The 18480-nt window shown below is 70.7% G+C and carries 16 protein-coding genes and 1 pseudogene; 11 read left to right on the top strand and 6 right to left on the bottom strand.

The genetic code is table 11. The features are described from left to right. Positions 1 to 36: 36 nt before the first annotated feature. Entirely contained in the window at positions 37 to 1416 is a 1380-nt protein-coding gene (locus tag ABZV93_RS24795) for a glycine--tRNA ligase (protein ID WP_354940283.1), read from the bottom strand. A gap of 67 nt (positions 1417 to 1483) precedes the next feature. Here ABZV93_RS24795 and ABZV93_RS24790 point away from each other — a divergent pair, with 67 nt between their 5' ends. The 5 genes from ABZV93_RS24790 (at position 1484) to ABZV93_RS24770 (ending at position 5452) form a co-directional block, all read left to right on the top strand. Beyond that, the gene (locus ABZV93_RS24790) at positions 1484 to 1996 is read left to right on the top strand and encodes a DUF6703 family protein (RefSeq protein WP_354940280.1); all 513 of its coding nucleotides are present in this window, start codon (positions 1484 to 1486) and stop codon (positions 1994 to 1996) included. Between the two features lie 196 nt (positions 1997 to 2192). Further along, on the top strand, positions 2193 to 3218 hold the full coding sequence (locus tag ABZV93_RS24785) for a metal ABC transporter substrate-binding protein (protein WP_354940277.1): 1026 nt from the start codon (positions 2193 to 2195) through the stop codon (positions 3216 to 3218). Then, on the top strand, positions 3215 to 4009 hold the full coding sequence (locus ABZV93_RS24780) for a metal ABC transporter ATP-binding protein (protein ID WP_354940274.1): 795 nt from the start codon (positions 3215 to 3217) through the stop codon (positions 4007 to 4009). The genes ABZV93_RS24785 and ABZV93_RS24780 overlap by 4 nt, the downstream gene beginning before the upstream one ends. Positions 4010 to 4013: 4 nt before the next feature. After that, a complete protein-coding gene (locus tag ABZV93_RS24775) occupies positions 4014 to 5045 on the top strand; it encodes a metal ABC transporter permease (protein WP_354940271.1) in 1032 nt (343 codons plus the stop codon). Next, positions 5042 to 5452, top strand: a complete 411-nt coding sequence (locus tag ABZV93_RS24770) for a transcriptional repressor (protein ID WP_354940394.1) — start codon at positions 5042 to 5044, stop codon at positions 5450 to 5452. Before ABZV93_RS24775 ends, ABZV93_RS24770 begins: the two co-directional genes overlap by 4 nt. A gap of 62 nt (positions 5453 to 5514) precedes the next feature. Here the strand turns inward: ABZV93_RS24770 and ABZV93_RS24765 are convergent, their stop codons facing one another. From ABZV93_RS24765 to ABZV93_RS24755, 3 genes and pseudogenes are all read right to left on the bottom strand, one after another. Further along, entirely contained in the window at positions 5515 to 6357 is an 843-nt protein-coding gene (locus tag ABZV93_RS24765) for an isoprenyl transferase (protein WP_354940268.1), read from the bottom strand. 164 nt (positions 6358 to 6521) lie between these two features. Next, positions 6522 to 7247, bottom strand: a pseudogene (gene recO, locus ABZV93_RS24760) (DNA repair protein RecO); the annotation flags it as partial. A 116-nt stretch (positions 7248 to 7363) separates the two neighbouring features. Continuing rightward, complete coding sequence (locus ABZV93_RS24755) at positions 7364 to 8128, bottom strand: type II CAAX endopeptidase family protein (RefSeq protein ID WP_354940265.1); 765 nt, start codon at positions 8126 to 8128, stop codon at positions 7364 to 7366. A gap of 215 nt (positions 8129 to 8343) precedes the next feature. Between ABZV93_RS24755 and ABZV93_RS24750 the strand changes: the two genes are divergently transcribed. After that, positions 8344 to 8700 (top strand): Fe-S cluster assembly protein HesB, encoded by a 357-nt coding sequence (locus tag ABZV93_RS24750; protein ID WP_354940262.1) that lies wholly within the window; start codon positions 8344 to 8346, stop codon positions 8698 to 8700. Positions 8701 to 9135: 435 nt separating this feature from the next. On the opposite strand, the gene ABZV93_RS24745 is transcribed toward ABZV93_RS24750, so the two are convergent. Then, positions 9136 to 11250 carry an ABC transporter substrate-binding protein gene (locus ABZV93_RS24745; protein ID WP_354940260.1) on the bottom strand — a complete coding sequence of 705 codons (2115 nt, stop codon included), beginning with the start codon at positions 11248 to 11250 and terminating at the stop codon, positions 9136 to 9138. 360 nt (positions 11251 to 11610) lie between these two features. On the opposite strand from ABZV93_RS24745, the gene ABZV93_RS24740 reads away from it, so the two are divergent. The 5 genes from ABZV93_RS24740 (at position 11611) to ABZV93_RS24720 (ending at position 16484) form a co-directional block, all read left to right on the top strand. Next, entirely contained in the window at positions 11611 to 12579 is a 969-nt protein-coding gene (locus ABZV93_RS24740) for a LacI family DNA-binding transcriptional regulator (protein ID WP_354940257.1), read from the top strand. 67 nt (positions 12580 to 12646) lie between these two features. Continuing rightward, positions 12647 to 13261, top strand: coding sequence for a malonic semialdehyde reductase (locus ABZV93_RS24735; protein WP_354940254.1), 615 nt, complete (start codon positions 12647 to 12649; stop codon positions 13259 to 13261). 216 nt (positions 13262 to 13477) lie between these two features. Continuing rightward, positions 13478 to 14557 (top strand): LacI family DNA-binding transcriptional regulator, encoded by a 1080-nt coding sequence (locus ABZV93_RS24730; RefSeq protein WP_354940251.1) that lies wholly within the window; start codon positions 13478 to 13480, stop codon positions 14555 to 14557. Further along, entirely contained in the window at positions 14554 to 15327 is a 774-nt protein-coding gene (locus ABZV93_RS24725; RefSeq protein WP_354940248.1) for a ThuA domain-containing protein, read from the top strand. The genes ABZV93_RS24730 and ABZV93_RS24725 overlap by 4 nt, the downstream gene beginning before the upstream one ends. Beyond that, positions 15324 to 16484, top strand: a complete 1161-nt coding sequence (locus tag ABZV93_RS24720) for a Gfo/Idh/MocA family oxidoreductase (RefSeq protein ID WP_354940245.1) — start codon at positions 15324 to 15326, stop codon at positions 16482 to 16484. Before ABZV93_RS24725 ends, ABZV93_RS24720 begins: the two co-directional genes overlap by 4 nt. A 227-nt stretch (positions 16485 to 16711) precedes the next feature. On the opposite strand, the gene leuA is transcribed toward ABZV93_RS24720, so the two are convergent. Further along, positions 16712 to 18415, bottom strand: a complete 1704-nt coding sequence (leuA, locus tag ABZV93_RS24715; protein ID WP_354940242.1) for a 2-isopropylmalate synthase — start codon at positions 18413 to 18415, stop codon at positions 16712 to 16714. Between the last annotated feature and the right edge of the window lie 65 nt (positions 18416 to 18480).

Here is an 18480-nt window from a genome sequence, read left to right as displayed (position 1 = left end):
GGCAGGGGCTCGGGGCAGGTGGACCGGAGGGGACGGTCAGCAGCCGACCAGACGTGCCGCGAGGTAGGCCTCCACACCGTCGAGGGAGACGCGTTCCTGCGTCATCGAGTCGCGCTCACGTACCGTCACGCAGTGGTCCTCCAACGTCTCGAAGTCGACCGTCACACAGTACGGCGTACCGATTTCGTCCTGCCGACGGTACCTCCGCCCGATCGCGCCGGCGTCGTCGAACTCGACGTTCCACGACTGGCGCAACTGGTCGGCGAGCCTGCGTGCCTGCGGTGACAGGTCGGCGTTGCGGGACAGCGGCAGCACGGCCGCCTTCACCGGAGCGAGGCGGCGGTCCAGCCGCAGGACGGTGCGGCGTTCGAGCTTCCCCTTGGCGTTCGGCGCCTCGTCCTCGGTGTAGGCGTCCAGCAGGAACGCCGCCATCGACCGGCCCACGCCGGCGGCCGGCTCGATGACGTACGGCGTCCAGCGCTCGCCCTTGTCCTGGTCGAAGTAGGACAGGTCGGCACCGGAGGCCCGGGCGTGTGTGGTGAGGTCGAAGTCGGTGCGGTTGGCCACGCCCTCGAGCTCGTCGAACTCCTTGCCGCCGAAGCCGAAGCGGTACTCGATGTCGACGGTGCGCTTGGAGTAGTGGGAGAGCTTCTCCTTGGGGTGTTCGTAGAAGCGCAGGTTGTCCGGGGAGATGCCGAGGTCGGTGTACCACTCCCAGCGGTTGGCCAGCCAGTAGTCGTGCCACTCCTCGTCGGTGCCCGGCCGGACGAAGAACTCCATCTCCATCTGCTCGAACTCGCGGGTGCGGAAGATGAAGTTGCCGGGGGTGATCTCGTTGCGGAAGCTCTTGCCGATCTGCGCGATGCCGAACGGCGGCCGGCGACGCGCGGAGGCCATCACCTGGGCGAAGTTGACGAAGATGCCCTGTGCGGTCTCCGGCCGCAGGAAGTGCATGCCCTCCGCGCTCTCCACCGGTCCGAGGTGCGTGCGCAGCAGGCCGTTGAACAACCGCGGCTCGGTGAGCGCGCCCTTGGTGCCGCAGGCCGGGCAGCCGAGCTCGCTGATGTCGGCGGGCGGCCGGTCGTGCTTCGCTGCGAAGGCCTCCTCCAGGTGGTCGGCCCGGAACCTGCGATGGCAGCTCTGGCACTCGGTCAGCGGGTCGACGAACGCCTCGACGTGACCGGAGGCCTCCCACACCGCCCGCGGCAGGATCACCGAGGAGTCCAGGCCCACCACGTCTCCGCGGGTGCGCACCATCGTCCGCCACCACTGGCGCTTGAGGTTCTCCTTCAGCTCCACTCCGAGCGGGCCGTAGTCCCAGGCCGAACGCGTGCCGCCGTAGATCTCCCCGCAGGGGAAGACGAAGCCGCGGCGCTTGCAGAGGCTGACGAGGGTGTCGAGGCGATCGGCTGGCACGTGTGCACTCCATCCGGCTGGGTGTCGGCGGGGACGCGGGAAGGACACAGGCTACCGGTGTGCCCCGATGCACGGTGTCCTACGCCCGGCCGCGGTGAGAGGATCGGTCAGAACGAGTGGCGGCCGGCATCGACGTCGGCCCGGTCCAGTCGAGGTCCAGCCGAGGAGTGTCGTGTCCGACCGACCGAAGTCGAGGCAGCCGAAGCCCGGCGAGCCGCGCAGTCGTCCGAGTTCGGCCGCCTCGCCGGGCCCGTCACGGTCGCCGGGTTCTTCGGGCTCGTCAGGCTCGCCAGGCTCCACCGGATTTCGCCGTACGGCCGAACGCCTGAGTTACCCCGTCATCCTCCGGTTGCACCGCATGCCGCGCTGGGTGGTGACGATCGGCCTGGCGGCGCTGCTGGTCGCGGGCCTGCTGACGCCCGCGCCGTACGGACCGGTCTGTCTCGGCGTCGTCGTGGCGCTGATGGCCTGGCTCACCTACCTCGCCTGGCACGAGGGCGACCGCTCCCGCCGGGTGATCCGCCTGGTCGCACTCGCCCTCGGCGGCGCCGCGCTGGCGATACGCATCATCGCCGCGTAGCCCGGACCTCCCCCGGCGACCGCGCGACCGCAACGTCAGCTTGCGGCGACGACCTCTGCACACCCCTTCCGCGACTTCCCGGCTTCCGAGCGACCTCCGCGACTCCCGCGACTTTCCGGCTTCCGGCGACCCGTCAATCGCTCCCCTGGGCAACCGCGAGTTGACAGCACCGGGCCGCTAGTTGAAAATGGTTCTCATGTTCTTCATGATCCGGCGGCATGGTGCCGCACGGCGGTTCGCCGCGGTTGCCGCCGTGACCGCCGGCCTGTGCGCCGGAAGCCTCCTCACCGCGTGCGGCCAGGAGTCCGGATCGGGGACCGGCGGCGACCGACTGAGCGTGGTGACGGCGTTCTACCCGTTGCAGTACGCCGCCGAGCGCGTCGCCGGAGACACCGCGGACGTGGTCAACCTCACCAAGCCGGGCGCCGAGCCGCACGACCTGGAGCTGTCGCCGCGGGCGGTGGGCACGGTGAGTCAGGCCGACCTCGTGGTCTACCTGCGCGGTCTCCAGCCGGCCGTGGACTCGGCGGTGAAACAGGAGGCCGGCGACCACGGCCTGGACGTCGCCGGTGCCGCCAGGCTGACCCTGCCCGCACCGACCGCAGGCGAGTCCGACCACGCCGAGCATGGCGGCCACGCTGACCACGCCGACCACTCCAACAACGTCGAGGGCGGCGAGGAGGCCGACAGCGTCGCGTCGGGCAAGGATCCGCACTTCTGGCTCGACCCGCTCCGGCTGGCCGCCGTGGGCGACGCCCTCGCCAGGCGGCTGGCCGCCGTCGACCCCGGCCACGCCGACGGGTTCCGGGCGAACGCTGCCAGGCTCCGCGCCGACCTCACCACCCTGGATCGGGAGTTCCGGACCGGCCTGAAGACCTGCCGCACCCGCGACCTGGTGACCAGCCATGCCGCGTTCGGATACCTCGCCCACCGCTACGGGCTCACGCAGTTCGGCATCACCGGGCTGTCACCGGAGCAGGAGCCGTCCCCCGCCGAGCTCAGCTCGGCCGCCACGTTCGCCCGCAGGCACGACGTTCGTACGATCTACCACGAGACGCTGGTGAGCCCGGCGGTGGCGAAGACGGTGGCCAGGGAGACCGGGGCCGCCAGCGCGGTCCTCGACCCGCTGGAGGGGCTGACCTCGGAGTCGGCCGGCAAGGACTACCTCGACGTCATGCGCGCCAACCTCGCCACGCTCCGGAAGGGACAGGTCTGCTCATGACCACCAGCTCACCCGGCACCGAAGGTCCCGCGACCGCCGCCGCCGTCCGCCTCCGTGACGGCGGGGTCTCCTACGCCGGCCAGCGCGCGCTGTCGGGTGTCGACCTCGACGTCCTGCCCGGTGAGGTGGTCGCATTGCTCGGACCGAACGGCTCGGGCAAGTCGACCCTGGTCAGGGCGATCCTCGGCCTGGTGCCCCTCTCGGCCGGCACGCTGGAGCTCTTCGGCACCCCTGCGCACCGGTTCCACGACCGCGCCCGGATCGGGTACGTACCCCAGCGGCACACCGTCGGCGGCGGTGTTCCCGCGACGGTGCAGGAGGTGGTGTCGTCCGGCCGGCTGGCCCGCCGCCGGCTGCTCACCCCCTGGCTCCGCCCGGCCGACCGGACAGTGGTGGCCGACACCATCGCCACCGTCGGCCTGGAGGAGAAGGCCTGCGCCCAGGTCTCCACGCTGTCCGGCGGGCAGCAGCGCCGGGCGCTGATCGCCCGCGCGCTGGCCGGGGAGCCGGACATGCTGGTGATGGACGAGCCGCTGGCCGGCGTCGACCTGGCCAACCAGGAGATCCTCACCCGGACGCTCACCGCTCTGGTGGAGGCCGGCACCACCCTGCTCATCGTGACGCACGAGATCGGGCCGCTCGCCGACCTGATCGATCGTACGGTCGTGCTGCACCACGGCCGGGTCACCTACGACGGCCCGCCCACCGACAACGTGCTGAACGGCTTCGCGGGCGCCGATCCCCACTTCCTGCCGGCCTCGCCGGACGGCCCCTTCGGATTCGTGGACTGAAACGATGGAGATCCTGCAGTTCGACTTCATGCAGCGGGCGTTGCTCGCCGCGCTGCTCATCGGCCTGTCCGCCCCGGCGGTCGGCATCTACCTCGTCCAGCGCCGGCTCGCCCTGATCGGTGACGGCATGGGCCACGTCGCGCTCACCGGCGTCGGCATCGGGCTGCTCACCCGTTCCGGCCCGGTGTGGACGGCACTGGTGTGCACCGTCGTCGGCGCCGTGCTCATCGAGTTCATGCGGGCGAAGGGGCGCACGAGCAGCGACGTCGCGCTGGCGGTGATGTTCTACGGAGGTATCGCCGGTGGCGTGGTGCTGCTGGCCAAGGCGCCGGGCAGCACTCCCGCCAACCTCAACGCCTATCTCTTCGGCTCGATCACCTCGACCACGCCGGGTGACCTGGTGGTGTTCGCCGTCCTCGCGGTGGTCGTGCTGGCGGTCGCGCTGGGAATGTCCCGGGTGTTCTTCACCGTCGGCGCGGACGAGGAGTACGCCACCGCGGCCGGCCTGCCGGTGCTCGCCCTCAACATCGTGCTCGCGGTGATGGTCGCGGTCACCGTCGTGGTGTCGATGCGGGTCGTCGGCCTGCTGCTGGTCAGCGCCCTGATGATCGTGCCGGTGGCGGTGGCACAGCGGGTCGGCCGCAGCTTCGCCGGCACCGTCGCCACCGCGATGGTGGTTGGCGTCCTGGTGAGCGTGGGTGGGGTGTTCACCTCGTTCTACGCCGACACTCCCTCCGGTGCGACCATCGTGCTCGCGGCCATCGCGGTGTTCGTGCTCACCGCGGCGGGCACCGCGCTGCGGGCCCGGATGCGCGGGCCGCACAACGAGGCCGAGGACCACCTGCACGCCCACGGACCCACCTGCGGGCACCGGGCAGTCCCCCACGAGGACCACGTGGACTACCTGCACGACGGGCACCGGCACGCGCCGCACGGCGCGCACTACGACGAGCACTTCGCCGAGGACGACGAGGAACACGTCGCCGGCGGGCCGGGCCCCGGCGGCCCGGCCGCCCAGGGGAGGCGATCCAGCTGAACGCGAACCCGAGGATCCGCGCGACCCGGCAGCGCGCCGCGGTCGCGGAGGCGCTGGAGGGAGTCGAGGACTTCCGCAGCGCCCAGGACATCCACGCACTGTTGCGTGGCCGCGGTGACAACGTCGGGTTGACAACGGTCTACCGCACGCTCGCGTCCCTGGCCGACGCCGGGCAGGTGGACGCCATCCGTACCGACGACGGCGAGACGGTCTACCGCCGGTGCGCCACCGCGCGCCACCACCACCACCTGGTGTGCCGCAGCTGCGGGCACACCGTGGAGGTGGAGGGACCCGCGGTCGAGCGATGGGCCGAAGGCGTCGCCGCCGAGGCCGGCTTCGTCGACGTCACCCACACCCTCGAGGTGTTCGGGACCTGCGCCTCCTGCGCGCGCCGAGCCGCGTCCTAGACGCCCGGAACGCTCCGAACGCCTCCGAACGCCTCGGAACGACGGAGCAACGGCAGAGCCCCTCAGGACCCTGACGGCTCGGCCACCTCGTTGGGGATCGCGCCGCCGAACCTGCGGTCGCGGGTGACGTAGAGCTCGATCGCCCGCCACAGGTCGCGCCGGTCGAAGTCGGGGAACAACGTGTCCAGAAAGACGAACTCCGCGTACGCCGACTGCCACAGCATGAAGTTCGAGGTGCGCTGCTCCCCCGACGACCGGACGAACAGGTCGACGTCGGGCAGGTCCGGCTGGTAGAGGTAGCGGCCGATCGTCCGCTCGTCGATCCGGTCCGGGCGCAGCCTGCCCGCCTCCACGTCGCGGGCGATCGCCTGCATCGCGTCGGCCAGCTCGGCGCGTCCGCCGTAGTTGACGCAGAACTGCAAGGTGATGACGTCGTTGTCGCGGGTGCGTTCCTCGGCGTACTCGAGCTCGCGGATCACGCTCTTCCACAGCTTGGGCCGGCGCCCGGCCCAGCGCACCCGCACCCCCATGGCGTCCAGCTCGTCCCGCCGGCGGTGGATCACCTCGCGGTTGAAGCCCATCAGGAAGCGCACCTCCTCCGGCGAACGCGACCAGTTCTCGGTGGAGAACGCGTACGCCGAAAGGGTCTTCACACCGATCTCGATCGCACCCTTGATGGTGTCGAACAGCGCACCCTCACCCCGTTCGTGACCGCGCGTGCGCGGCAGCCCGCGCGCCTTGGCCCACCGGCCGTTTCCGTCCATCACCAGGGCGACGTGGCGGGGAACGAGCTCCGGCGGGATGGCCGGCGGCCGGGCACCCGAGGGGTGCGGGTCGGGCGGCTGGACCTGCCGGCGGACAGGTGCCGGCCTGCGCCGCAGGCCGGAGCGCAGACTGGGACTCATCGCGAGATCACACCCCGTCCGGTGTCGTGGGGGAAGGCGCCGTCGTGTTGGTCGTGCCCATGCTGGTCGTGCTCGTGGTGCCCATGCTCGTGCTGGCCGTCCTGGTGGTGCTCGTGGTCGTGCGGGTCGTCCTCCGTGACTCGTACCCGGATCTCCGGCTCGAACCGCTCGACGTACGGCAGCGAGCGCAGGCCGCGTTCCAGATGCCACTGGAGGTACGCCGAGACCAGGCCGGTCGCCTCGCGCCGGTGCCGGTCGGTGCTCGCGTCGGCCACCGACCACTCACCGGTCAGCAGCGCCGCCAGCAGCCCGACCGTCTCCGGCGCGGGCATTGCCACACCCGCCGGCCGGCAGTCGGCACAGATCATCCCGCCGGCCGCGACCGCGAACGCGCGGTGCGGGCCGCCCGTGCCGCAGCGGGCGCAGGCGTCGAAGGAGGGTGCGTAGCCCGCGACGGCCAGCGACCGCAGCAGGTAGGAGTCCAGGATCAGGCTGGGCTCGTGGGCGCCCTCGGCCAGCGACCGCAGGGCGGCGACCAGGAGCAGGAAGTGCTGGGTGGCCGGCTCGCGCTCCTCGACGGTCAGCCGCTCCGCGGTCTCCAGCATGGCCGCCGCGGTGGTGTAGCGGCCGTAGTCGGCATACATCGCCTCGGCGTAGGGCCTGCGGATCTCGGCCTGGGTGATGACGTCCAGGGAGCGGCCCACCGCGAGCTGCAGCTCGACGTAGGAGCAGGGCTCCAGGCGGGCGCCGAACCGCGACGACGTACGGCGGACACCCTTGGCGACCGCGCGGACCCGTCCGTGGTGACGGGTCAGCAGGGTGATGATCCGGTCGGCCTCACCGAGCTTGTGGGTGCGGAGCACCACGGCCTCGTCGACGTACAGCGGCACATCGACCATTCTCGCGTACGGCACCGACGTGGCAGACCCCGCCGCACGTCCCGCCGCACGTCCCGCCGCACATGGAGCGCCCGTACGTCACCACCGGTAGATCACGGCACGGCAGCTCACAGCAGGCTCAGCAGGGACACCGCGGCCAGCAGGTTGATCAGCAGGTGGGTGACGATCGCGGGCCCCAGCCGATCCGACCGCATCCGGACGTATCCGGCGGCCAGCCCGGCCGCGAACAACAGCACCACCCGGGTGGGTTCGAGGTGGACCAGCGCGAACAACACCGCCGTCGCCAGCAGGGTCGGCCGGGCGCCCAGGCCGCGCCGGCGCAGCGCACTCCACCACATACCCCGAAAGTGGATTTCCTCCATGAACGCCGCACACAGCGCCATGACGGCCAGCGCCACCACCTGCCAGTGGGCGTGGGCGTGCCCGGCGACGTCACCCAGCGCTGAGGTGGGCGTACCGCCGGTCATCGCGATCGTGACCAGCAGGATGAGCGTGGCCGCCAGGAGGACGACCAGGCAGGCGACCAACCCGATCGCGACGTCGACCGGGCGGAACCACAGGGCGAGGTCCGAGCGCGGACCGTTCCCCCGCCGCCGGGAGGCCAGCAGCGGTACGCCGGCGAGGGACAGCCAGCCCACCGGCGTGGCGATGATCGTCGCCGTGACCGGATCCACTCCCAGGGCGCTGAGCCCGAACGACACCGCGAACGACAACACGACGAAACCGAGCAGCGACCCGATCGCGGTGGGGATGCCCCAGCGCGGCGGTGGCGCGACCTCGGTGCCGCCGGGCGTGTCGGGGCCGGCGGGTGGGACGTTTCCCGGTGCGGGGACAGGGCCGGAAGACTCCGATGGCGATGGGTGACTGGTCACCCATCCATCATCTCCACACCTCCACACGCGCCCGCCGACACGCTTGGTTTGACTCAGCGCCGATCAGGGGCAAGGGTGGAATCACCGGCGTCCAGTGCATCGGGGAGTGATTCACACCTGCCAGCCGGTCGGGCCAGTGGCGCCCTGACGTACGCCTTCGACGGCGCGCGGGCGCAGTTCCCCGGTCACCCATGATCTCTAGTTGAGGAGCAATCTTGCTTGCACTCACGAACAACGCTGCCCTCGTCATCCAGTCCCTGACGAACAGCCCCGAACTTCCCGGAAGCGCCGGTCTGCGCATCACCGCACAGCCTGAGGACCAGCAGAGCCTGAGCCTCGCGGTCGCCGCCGAGCCCACCGCGGGCGACGCGGTCGTCGAGGAGCAGGGCGCGCGCGTCTTCTTGGAGGAGAGCGCCTCCAGCATGCTCGACGAGATGGTGCTCGACGCCGAGGTCGACGCTCAGGGCAGCGTGCAGTTCTTCCTGGGCAGCCAGGCCGGCCAGGCGGGTGGACAGCCCGGCGGCGCCGCTCCCTCGCAGAACAGCCAGAGCCCCGACGGTCCCACCGCCTGAGCAGGGCAGGACCGTTTCGGGGGGCGGGCGTCGTTCCGTACCTGGGGTGTGGGAACGGCGCCTCATACCCAGCTGCCCCGGCTCGGACTCGCAACGCGGAAACCACCGCAGTCGCGAGCTGAGACCCTGGTGGTACGCGAGGGCGTGCGATCCGCGGACGACGCGGGGACCAGCCCTGCTGTACGCGCAGCTGTGTATCGAGAGTGCACCGGGGTGTACCGAGAGTGCACCGAAGACTTCGCAGCACACCCCAGTGCCCGCATGCATCCGGCGCGTCGCCGCCCGCACCTTGGGGCGGCTCGAACGCCCGGGTGGACCCGGACCGCGACAAGACGGTGGCCGCCGGTGGAGACGAAACTCTCCACCGGCGGCCACCGTCGTGCGTTCACCCCGAGATCGATTCCCAGCTTGTCGCCGGCCCTTCGGGAGCGGCCCTCAGCTGTGCGCCTTCGGGTCGTCCCAGAACCACGCCTCGGGGTCGTAGGCCGCGGGCGTGGGGTGGTGCCAGTCGTTGACCAGACCGCCGAGTGCGGTCTGTTCCTTGGTGGGTACGTTGCGCAAGCCGTCCTTGACGAGGACGATCTGCGGGTAGTTGGCGACCACGCCCATGAAGAACGGCCCCTGCTCGATGTGGACCTTGATCATGTCCCAGACGAGCTTGTCCCGCTTGGTCTGGTCGACCTCGACCCGCACCTGGTCGGCGAGCTTCCACAGCCGGTCCACCGGACCGCCCGGCTCGGGCACGGCCCGTGGCGGCGTGCGCTTGTACGGGTCGACGTCGAGCTGCTTCTTCTCGTCGGGCGTACCCCGCAGTGAGTAGAACTGCCCCTGCAGCGAGGCCCACCGGGAAGGCTCCATCGGCATCAGCCACAGCATGTCGGCGGCGACGCTCATCGTGCTGGTCTCCCACGCGGTGGTGGTCATCAGCTTTCCCTGTGCCCACTGGTCACCGAAGGATGTGGGCGAGACCGGGCTGAGCCGGGTGTCGATGCCGATCGCGTCCCAGCTCTTCTTCAGCAGCTGGTTCTTCTTCATGTGCTCGCCGGTGGTGTCGATGTCGGCGGGGTAGTTCAGGCGGACGATCAGCTTGCTGCCGTCCGGCTTCTCCCGCTTGCCGTCGCCGTCCTTGTCGACCACACCCAGCTTGTCCAGCATCGACTTGGCGCGCTCGGGGTCGAACTTCACCCACGACTCCCGCCACTGCTTGTACATCCCGGGGCCGTCGCCGCGGTGGAACTCACGCGTCTTCGGTCCGTACCCACCGGTCGTGGGTGTGCCGGTGTCGAAGTAGATCGACTTGCGTGCCTCGCCGCGGTCGTACGCCAGCGACAGCGCCTGGCGGAACTCCGGTTTGCGGATCAGCGCGCGCATGGCGGCGTCGTCGTAGTCCTGGTTGAAGAAGAAGATGGAGCCGGTGCCGGATCCGCTGTCCCACAACAGCATCTTCATGCCGCTCTTGGTCTGCGAGCGCTTCAGCCCGGAGATGTCGCCGAGGGTCAGGCTGTTGAACGGCCCGTGCACCTGGTCGAACTGCCCGGACTGGATCTGCAGCTTGCGGGTCTCGATGTTGTCGACCACCCGGAAGTTCAGCCCGTCGAGGTACGGCAGCTGGTTGCCGGCCTGGTCGACGACGTAGTAGTAGGGGTTGCGCTTCCATGTCGTCGCCCGGCCCTCGGAGTAGGTGGCCAGCTGCCAACCGCCCATGGTCGGGGTCTCGGGGTTGAAGACGGTGTTGCGCTTCTCGTCGAACTTCGTCGTCCAGTCCTTGCCGACGGACTTGTTGTACTTCGGGTGGAACTGCTTCATGTAGTGCTTGGGTTCCATCCAGGTCGCGGCGATCCCGCGGTTGACCCAGTTGGCGATCATGTCCGGCACCATCGGGCTCGGCGCGTCGTAGGTGATCACCAGGGTGTTCTCGTCGGGTGCTGCGAACTTCGCCACCGTGCCCTTGCCGGACCGGGCCTCGTCCGGGATGCCCTCACTGAACTCCGGGTCGAGCACCATGTCGTTCCACCAGAACATGATGTCGTCGGTGGTCCACGGTTGCCCATCGGACCATTTGAGGCCCTTGCGGAAGTGGAACGTCCACACCGACGCGTCCTCGTTGGACTCCCAGCTCTCCGCCAGGCCCGGGCCGAGGGTGAGGCCGTCGTTGAGCCAGCGCAGTGGGGAGTGGCCGTACATGTACTCCTTGATGGCGGCGTCGTTGCTCGAACCGCTGGCCAGCCGCAGGGTGCCGCCGTACTTCCCGGTCTGCGCCCAGTAGTGCGGGATGACGTAGGGCTTGGCGGGCAGCCGGTCCTTCAGTGCGGGCAGCTTTCCCGCCTTGACCTGCGCGGCCAGCTGCGGCGACTCCTTCAGCTGCCGCGGCGGGGACAGCGGCTTCTGGGCCGATCCCCGCTTGGCGGGACCCTTGCTCGGCTTCGGTCCCTCACCGGTGGAGTTCCCTCCCCCGCCGCTGCTGCTGCAGGCGCCGAGCGTGACGCCGCCGGCGACCACGGCGGCGCCGAAGAGCAGCCGGCGCCTGGTGAGTTCGTCAGACCCCGACATCGCGACCTCCCATGTACGAAACCCATGTGTGGAACAGGAACGGACCGGTTCACGGGGGCACGGTGGGTGCACCGGCCACCCCGAGAACACGTACGGAACAGGTGACGCGTACGCCGCCGTGTGCAGTGCACACCGACCGCGCAATCTGTCGATTCGATTCGACTGTGCAATCTGGCGGAAACAGTAATCGGGGGAACGGACGCCGTGTCAAGACTCCAACCAGTCCGAACGTTACGAGCGTCCTCGAACGGACACAGGCCGGTGGCTTGACACTGTCGCGACGTGCCTTCTAGCGTCCATCCCTGTCGAAATGATTCGACAACGGAGCAGTAACGAACACTCCTGACGAGGGGACGGCCGGTGGCCACGATCGCCGATGTCGCCCGGCTGGCGGGCGTGGCGCCGAGCACGGTGTCGTACGTCCTGTCCAACCGGCGCAGCATCTCCCCGCAGACCCGGGAGGCGGTGCAGCAGGCGATTCGCGAGCTGGACTACCAGCCGCACGTCGGCGCCCGGGCGCTGCGCGGAGCCGCCACCCGGGTCCTCGCGCTCTCGGTTCCCTCCGAGGGGGCGTACAACCCGCTGCGCTGGCGGTTCGTGCACGACCTGAGCGCCGCCGCCCGCGAACACGAGTACGACCTGTTGCTGCTCACCGGCGAGGACAGCGTGGCCGACGTGCGCCGGGTGGCCCGGGGCCGGCTGGCCGACGGCGCCGTGCTGATGTCGGTGCTGAGCGACGACCCGCGAATCCCGGTGGTCCGGGAGCTCGGGTTCCCGACCGCGCTGCTCGGCTGCCCGGAGGACCCGGGCGGCCTGCCCTGGTGCGACTTCGACTTCGGGGGTTCGGCCGCACAGGCGGTGCGGATGCTCGCCGGGGCCGGGCACCATCGGATCGGGTTCGTGGCCTCCACCGACACCGAGTTCCGCGAGGGTGTGAGCTACGCCCGGCGCGGCCTGGCCGGCGCCCGGCTCGGCGCCCGGGACGCCGGCGCCCAGCTCACCGTGATCAGATCCTCGAACTCCCCCGGCACCCTCGCCGCGCGGGTACGCCGTCTGCTCGACGTCGACGACCCGCCCACGGCGCTGGTCACGGTGCATGACGTGCCGGGCCTGGTGGAGATCCTGCGCGAGCTGGGCTACGGCGTGCCGGCCGACCTGCCGGTGGTCGCGGTGGCGAGCACCCGCGAGCGCCCCGGCGTCCCGGGCCTCCCCCGCTGGGAGCTGCCGGTGGCGCAGATGACCCGGACCGCGGTGCGGCTCGCGATGGCGGCGATCGCCGGGCAGCCCGGTGACGGCGGCGGGCTGATCGCGACCGGCCCCACGGAATAGTTGAAGCGTCAATAACGTTCCCCACCCTCGTACGCACATCGACGCAGCACTTCGAGGTGAGGACTTGATGACAGTCAGCGACCTGACGCGCGACGAACTCCGGATCGACCCGCAGTCGGCCGACCTGCTCTTCCGGGAGGCCCGGAGCGCCAACAGCTTCACCGACGAGCCGGTGAGCGAGGAGACGGTGCGCGAGATCTACGAGCTGGTCAAATGGGCGCCGACCGCGTTCAACCAGCAGCCGCTGCGCGTCGTCCTGTCGCGAACGGCCGAGTCCCGTGAGCGGCTGCTGCCGTTGATGGCGGAGGGCAACCGGGCGAAGACTGCGGCGGCTCCGCTGGTCGCGGTCCTCGCCGCGGACACCGAGTTCGCCGAGCACCTGCCCCGCCTCGTACCGCACGCCCCGAACGTCAAGGACCTGTTCGCCGACGACGAACGGCGACACACCTCCGCGCAGTTCAACGCGACCCTCCAGGTCGGCTACTTCCTCCTCGGCGTCCGCGCCGCCGGCCTTGCCGCCGGACCGATGACCGGGTTCGACAAGGCCGGGGTGGACGCGGAGTTCTTCCCCGACGGCCGGTACCGCTCGCTCGCAGTGGTCAACATCGGCCGTCCAGGCGAGAACGCCTGGCGGGACCGGCTCCCCCGCCTCGACTACGACGAGGTCGTCACCTCGGTCTGACGTACCGCCCCTTCCCGTTCTCGCACCTACCTCGCGACGTCCTCGCAGCTTCCAAGCGACGCCCTCGCGACCCGACGACACGCCCTCGCGCCGGAGCCGGCCGCACGCACTGACCGGCTCCGGCCGAGGGCGTTCGCGCCGTAGACAGCCGGTGACCGCGCTGGTTAGTTTCGTTGTCGAACCGCTTCAACTCCTGCGCCCGGGCCCGCCGCTTCCGTGCCGGCCACTCGGTCGGGCACACGCGTATCGGGGGAGGTCACCATCCCGACGATCAAGGACGTCGCCGAACGTGCCGGGGTGTCGGTCAGCACGGTGTCGTACGCCCTGAGCGGCAAGCGCCGCATCTCGACCGAGACCCGCGACCGGGTGCAGGCGGCCATCCAGGCGCTCGGTTACCGGCCGCACGCGGGCGCCCAGGCCCTGGCCAGCCGCCGCTCCCAGATCCTCGCCCTGGTGATGCCGGCCGCCGACTACTTCTCCGTCTCGGTCGGAATGGCGTTCGTCACCGCGATCACCACCGCCGCCCGCGGCTACGGGTACGACGTCTTGCTGATGACCGCCGACGAGGGTGACGAGGGGTTGCGCCGGATCGCCCACAGCGCGCTGGCCGACGGCGTACTCCCGATGGAGGTCGAGGTCGAGGACCCCCGGGTGACCACGATCCGTGAGCTCGGCATCCCCGCCGCCCTGCTCGGGCAGCCGGCCGACGCCCAGGGCTTACCGTGGGTCGACCTCGACTTCGCCGCGGCCGGCGAGCTGTGCGTGGAGCACCTGGCCGGGCTCGGGCACCGCCGGGTCGGCCTGCTCGGCCCCAACGCGGGGGCGTACGAACGCGGGCTGGGGTACGCCCTGCGTACCCTGCGGTCCACTCACGAGGCGGCCGCACGGCACTCGGTGTCGCTGGTGGCCGAGCGGACCGGGCCGGCTCGCCGCGAGCTGGCCGGGAGCATCCGGCGGCTGCTGGCCGCCACCCCGCCGATCACCGCGCTGGCGGTGTACGACCAGGAAGCCCTCGCCACCGTCGAGGAGGTCCTGGCCACCGACGGCGTGCGCGTGCCCACCGACCTGTCCGTGCTCGCGGTGGCCGCGGAGTCCACCGCGCGGAACGCCTCCCCGTCGTTGTCCTTCGTGGACCTGCCCGTGGCCGCCATGGCCGAACATGCCGTCGCCCTGGTCGTCGGCGCCATCTCCGGCAACCCTGCCGAACCGGTGCTGTTGTCACCGGTCCTGAACGAGCGCGGGAGCACCGCCGCTCCGCAGCGCCAGTCTCCCCTTCCGAGCCGAGGAGCTCCATGACCGACATCGCACGCACGATCCGCGTCACCGTCTGGAACGAGAACGTCCACGAGCAGCGGGAGGAGGCGGTCCGCGCCCGTTACCCCGAGGGCATCCACGGCGCCGTCGCCGCGGGGATCGAGGAGAACCTGAAGGGCCAGGTCGACGTCCGTACGGCGACCTTGGAACAGCCCGAGCACGGGCTTACCGAGGAGGTGCTGGCCGACACCGACGTGCTCACCTGGTGGGGGCACACCGCCCACGACAAGGTGGCCGACGACGTGGTGGAGCGCGTGCAGCGGCACGTGCTCGGCGGGATGGGCCTGGTCGTCCTGCACTCCGGCCACTTCTCGAAGATCTTCCGCACGCTGATGGGCACCACCTGCTCGCTGCGCTGGCGCAGTGAGCACGACCGCGAGCTGGTGTGGACCCTCAAGCCGCACCACCCGGTCGCCGAGGGTGTGCCGAGCCCGATCGTCATTCCCGAGCAGGAGATGTACGGCGAGGTGTTCGACATCCCCGACCCGGACGAGCTCGTGTTCGTCAGCTCGTTCAGCGGTGGTGAGGTGTTCCGCAGTGGGTGCACTTTCCACCGCGGCAACGGGCGCATCTTCTACTTCTCCCCCGGTGACCAGGCCTACCCGGTCTACCACCACCCCGACGTCCGGCGGGTGATCGCGAACGCGGTGAAGTGGGTGGCGCCGGCCGAGTCCGCCCGGGACCTGCCACGACTGCAGAACTGCCCGACCGGCTGGTTCGAGAACGCCGACGGCTCGAAGGCGCGGGCATGACGGCCGGGACGACGCCCGGCGCGGCGGGCACCGCGTCCAGCGACGGCAACGGCGACAACACTGTCAACCGTCCCTTGCGGGCGCTGCTGGTCGGGGCCGGCGGCATGGGCCGCGGCTGGCTGCGCACCCTGCTGGCGTACGACGAGGTGGAACTCGCCGGCGTCGCCGACCTCGACGTCGCCCGGGCGAAGGAGGCCCTCGAACAGGCCGGCGCGGGTGACGTGGCGGCCGGGCCGACGGTCGAGGCGCTCGCCGACGACGTGCAACCGGACTTCGTGGTGGACGTGACGATCCCGGAGGCCCACCACCCGGTGACGATGGAGGCGCTGCGGCGCGGCCTGCCGGTGCTGGGCGAGAAGCCGCTCGCGGCCAGCCTCGCCGAGTCGCTGGAGCTGACCGCCGCCGCGCAGGCGTACGACCGGCTGTTCATGGTCAGCCAGAGCAGACGGTACGACGCCAACCTGTTCGCCTACCGGCGCCAGCTCCGCCAGCTCGGCCGCCTCGGCATCCTGACCGCGGAGTTCTTCAAGGCACCGCACTTCGGCGGGTTCCGGGACGCGATGGACCACCCGCTGGTGCTCGACATGGCCATCCACGCTTTCGACAGCGCGCGATTCCTGCTCGAGGCGGACCCGGTGGCGGTCTACTGCGAGGAGTACAACCCGGGCTGGAGCTGGTACGCCGGGGACGCCGCCGCGACGGCCATCTTCGAGTTCGGCGGTGGGCTGCGCTACGTCTACACCGGAAGCTGGTGCAGCCCCGGCCAGGAGACCTCGTGGAACGCCGCGTGGCGGGCCAGCGGCGAACACGGCACGGCGCTGTGGGACGGCGACGGTCCCCCCACCCTCGAGATCGTCGAGGGCGGGGAGACCGCGCCGGAGGGCGACACCTCGGAGGTGGATCCACATCCGGGCATCGCCGGTTCGTTGCGGGAGTTCGTCGCCGCCCTGCGGACGGGGACCACCCCGATGGGCACCGCCCGCGACAACGTGGCCAGCCTGGCGATGGTGTACGCCGCCATCGAGTCCGCACGGGACGGCCGGCGGGTCCTGGTGGCCGACGTACTGGAGGAGGCGTACACCCAGGCCAAGGCGCGCGCGCAGGGGCCTGTTCTGGACGTCCTCTCCGGCTGGACATCACTCACCCCGCCCGGCTGACGCGTACGCACCGCCCGGCTGACGCGTACGCACCGCCCGGCTGACGCGTACGCACCGCCCGCTGAAGCGAAGGCCTCGTCAAGCGCTGGTTGTCACGGCACTTGGTGTCACGGGGCGGGTTGCCACGATCGGCTGCCGGTGACCGCGCGGATCACGCGCGCACCGGCAGCCGGCCGGGCGGGAAGCGGGAAGCGGGGCAGCAACCCGGGTTGCACAGCCGCGACGTATCAGCGCAAGGCGCGGTTGACAGCGGACAGGACCGCCTTCAGCGAGGCGCTGAGAATGTTGGCGTCCATGCCGACACCCCAGAAGACGTCGTCGCCGACCTCGCACTCGACGTACGCCGCGGCCGTGGCGTCACCGCCGGCACCGAGCGCGTGCTCGCTGTAGTCGAGCACCCGGACGTGGACGTCGACCTGCCTGATCGCGTCCACGAACGCCGCGATGGGCCCGTTGCCCTCACCGCTGAGCACCCGCTGCTTTCCCTTGTGCTCGACGGTGACGGTGAGCGCATCGCGTGCGCCGTCGGAGGCGGAGGTGTGCACCGCGTTCAGGGCGAACGGCCCGTCGGCGCGGAGGTACTCCTCCTCGAACGTCGACCAGATCTGCGCCGAGGAGACCTCGCCGCCCTCCTCGTCGGTGTAGGCCTGAACGACCCTGCTGAACTCGATCTGCAGCCGGCGCGGCAGGTCGAGCTGGTGCTCGGCCTTCAGCACGTAGGCCACCCCGCCCTTGCCGGACTGGGAGTTGACCCGGATCACCGCCTCGTAGGAGCGGCCGACGTCCTTGGGATCGATCGGGAGGTACGGCGCCTCCCATGGGTACTCGTCCACCGGCACCCCGGCCTTCGCCGCCGCCTTGTCCAGCGCCTCCAGGCCCTTCTTGATGGCGTCCTGGTGGGAGCCGGAGAACGCGGTGTAGACCAGGTCGCCCGCGTAGGGGTGGCGAGGGTGCACCGGCAGCTGGTTGCAGTACTCCACCGTGCGCCGGATCTCGTCGATGTCGGAGAAGTCGATCTGCGGGTCGATGCCCTGGGAGAAGAGGTTCAGCCCCAGCGTGACCAGGCAGACGTTGCCGGTGCGTTCGCCGTTGCCGAACAGGCAGCCCTCGACCCGGTCGGCACCGGCCAGGACGGCCAGCTCGGCGTCGGCCACCGCCGTACCCCGGTCGTTGTGGGTGTGCACCGACAGGCACACGTGCTCCCGCCGGGACAGGTTGCGGCTCATCCACTCGATCTGGTCGGCGTAGACGTTGGGCGTCGACCGCTCGACGGTGCACGGCAGGTTGAGGATGATCTCCCGGCCCGGGCCGGGCTGCCACACGTCCATCACCGCCTCGCAGACCTCCAGGGCGAAGTCGAGTTCGGTGTCCACGAAGATTTCCGGGCTGTACTCGAAGCCGAACTCGGTGTCGCCCAGCAGCTGGTCGGCGTACTTCACCACCCACTCGGTCCCCTGGACGGCGATCGCACGACACTCGTCCCGGTCGACGCCGAAGACGACGCGGCGGAACATCGGGGCGGTCGCGGCGTAGAGATGGATGGTCGCGCGCTTGGCGCCGACCAGAGACTGGGCGGTGCGCTCGATCAGGTCCTCGCGCGCCTGGGTCAGCACCGAGATGGTCACGTCGTCGGGGACGAGACCCTCCTCGATGATGGCGCGTACGAAGTCGAAGTCGGTCTGGCTGGCCGACGGAAAGCCGACCTCGATCTCCTTGTAACCCATCCGGACCAGCAGGTCGAACATCCGGCGCTTGCGAGCCGGACTCATCGGGTCGATCAGTGCCTGGTTACCGTCCCGCAGGTCGGTGGTGAGCCACCGGGGCGCCTGGGTGATCCGGGCGTTGGGCCAGGTGCGGTCGGGCAGGTCGACCGGCGGGAACGCGGAGTAGCGGTGGAAGGGCATACGGCTCGGTCGCTGGTGATGTGGCATCGGAAGAGGTCCTCGATCTCGGGAGGCGGATGACGCTTCGACCGGCCGGGACGTCGTGCAGCCCG

Source organism: Actinopolymorpha sp. NPDC004070 (assembly GCF_040610475.1).
Classification (GTDB): Bacteria; Actinomycetota; Actinomycetes; order Propionibacteriales; family Actinopolymorphaceae; genus Actinopolymorpha.
This window is presented reverse-complemented; position numbering and strand designations above follow the sequence as displayed.